At 77.0% G+C, this 2153-nt stretch carries 1 protein-coding gene; it reads left to right on the forward strand.

The genetic code is table 11. The annotated features are described in order from the left end of the window. A partial coding sequence (locus VGR37_20280) for an AMP-binding protein (GenBank protein ID HEV2149749.1) occupies window positions 1-2153 on the forward strand: 2153 nt, incomplete at both ends.

Here is a 2153-nt window from a genome sequence, read left to right on the forward strand (position 1 = left end):
GCCTACGTCACCTACACCTCCGGGAGCACGGGCCGGCCCAAGGGGGTGGTGGGGACGCACCGCAACGCCCACAACCGGCTGGCCTGGCTCTGGCGCGAGCACCCCCCACGCCCCGGCGAGGTGTGGAGCCACAAGACCGCCCTGGGCTTCGTGGACTCCAACCTGGAGATCTTCGGGGCGCTGGGGGCCGGGGTCCCGCTGGCCGTGCTCCCCGAGGCGGTGCTCCGCGACCCCGAGGCGCTGACGGAGTCGCTCCGCGCCGCCCGCTGCACCCGCCTGGTGCTGGTCCCCTCGCTGCTGCGCGCGCTGCTGGACGCATACCCCGACCTGGGGGCGCGGCTCCCGGAGCTGACGCTGTGGATCACCTCCGGCGAGCGGCTCCCCCCGGACCTGCTGCGGCGCTTCCGCCAGTCCGCGCCGGGGGCCACCCTGCTCAACCTGTACGGCACCTCCGAGGTGATCGATGCGACCTGCCAGGTGGTGACGGGAGAGGATGCCGCCGCGGACGCACCCTCCGCCCCCATCGGCCTCCCCATCGACAACGTGCGCGCCCACGTGCTGGACGCCGGGATGCGCCCCGCGCCCGTGGGCGTGGCGGGGGAGCTGTACGTGGCCGGCGACGGCGTCGCCCGGGGGTACCACGGCCGGCCGGAGCTGACCGCCGAGCGCTTCCTCCCCGACCCGTTCGCCACGGGGCCCGGGGCGCGGATGTACCGGACCGGCGACCGGGCCCGCCGCCGCGAGGACGGCGCGCTGGAGTACCTGGGCCGCGCCGACACCCAGGCCAAGGTGCGCGGCCACCGGGTGGAGCCCGGCGAGGTGGAGGCCGTGCTCCGCGAGCACCCGGGGATCGGCGACGCCGCCGTGGTGGCGCGGGAGGACGCCCCGGGCGAGGTGCGGCTGGCGGCCTACGTGACCCCCCGGGAGGGTGCGGGCACGCCGACGGCCCGCACTCTCCGGAGCTGGGCTGCGGAGCGGCTCCCCGAGCCGTTGATCCCCACCGTCTGGGTCCACCTGGAGCGCCTTCCGCTCCTCCCGAACGGGAAGGTCGACCGCCGGGCCCTTCCCGTCGCCGCCGCCTCCGACGACGGCGCGGGGTACGTCCCCCCCCGCGACACCCTGGAGATGCGCCTCGTGCACGTCTGGGAGGGGGTGCTGGGGCGGCGCATGGTGGGGGTGCGCGACTCCTTCGTGGAGCTGGGCGGAGACTCGATCGCGGCGATCCGGGCGGCGCTGCGGCTGTCCCGGCTGACCGGGGCGCGCGTATCCCCGTCGCTGCTCCTGGCAGAGCAGACCGTGGAGGGGCTCGCCGCCGCCCTACGCCGCGGCGCCGCGGAGGCGAGCCCCTCGCCCCTGGTGCCCCTGCACGCGGCTGGCTCCCGACCTCCTCTCTTCCTGGTGCACGCGCTGGGCGGATCGGCCATCGCGTACCTGCCGCTCGCGGGACACCTGGGCCCGGAGCAGCCGGTCTACGGTCTCCAGTCCCCGGGGCTGGACGGGGCTCCCGAGCCCGTCCCGGACATCGCGGCGATGGCCGGGGAGTACCTGGAGGCCGTCAGGGAGGTCCAGCCCCGGGGCCCCTATCGCCTGGGGGGGTGGTCCATGGGCGGGCTGGTGGCCTGGGAGATGGCGCGGCGGCTGCGGGCCCGGGGAGAGACGGTCGAGTTCCTGGCGCTGGTCGACACCCTGCCGTCCGAGCCCCACACCGGGAACCCCGCCGACGATCTGTCGGAGGTCGCGTCCTTCGCCCTGCACCTGGGCCTTTCGCTGGACGGCGGGCCCACGGCGGCCGAGGCGCGGGCGCTCGGGGTGGAGGGATGCCTGGTCCGGCTCCTGGACGGGGGGCGCGCAGCCGGCCTGCTCCCGCCCGAGACCGACCTTCCGGAGCTGCGACGACGCTTCGACGTCCTGCGCGCCAACCACGCCGCCGTGCGGGCGTACCGGCCTGGTCCCCTGGACGCCGCGGTGACGCTCTTCCTGGCCGAGGACGAGGAACACGCCGGCACCGCCGCCTTCTGGGGCGGCCTGGCCGCGGGCGGGGTGGAGATCCGCTGCGTCCCCGGCGACCATTTCACCCTGGTCCGCGAGCCGCGCGTCCGCACGCTCGCCGCGGAGCTGGCGGCGGCCCTCGACGGCGCGCGGGCGCGCGGGGC

It is taken from the genome of Longimicrobiaceae bacterium (assembly GCA_035936415.1).
Classification (GTDB): Bacteria; Gemmatimonadota; Gemmatimonadetes; order Longimicrobiales; family Longimicrobiaceae; genus JAFAYN01.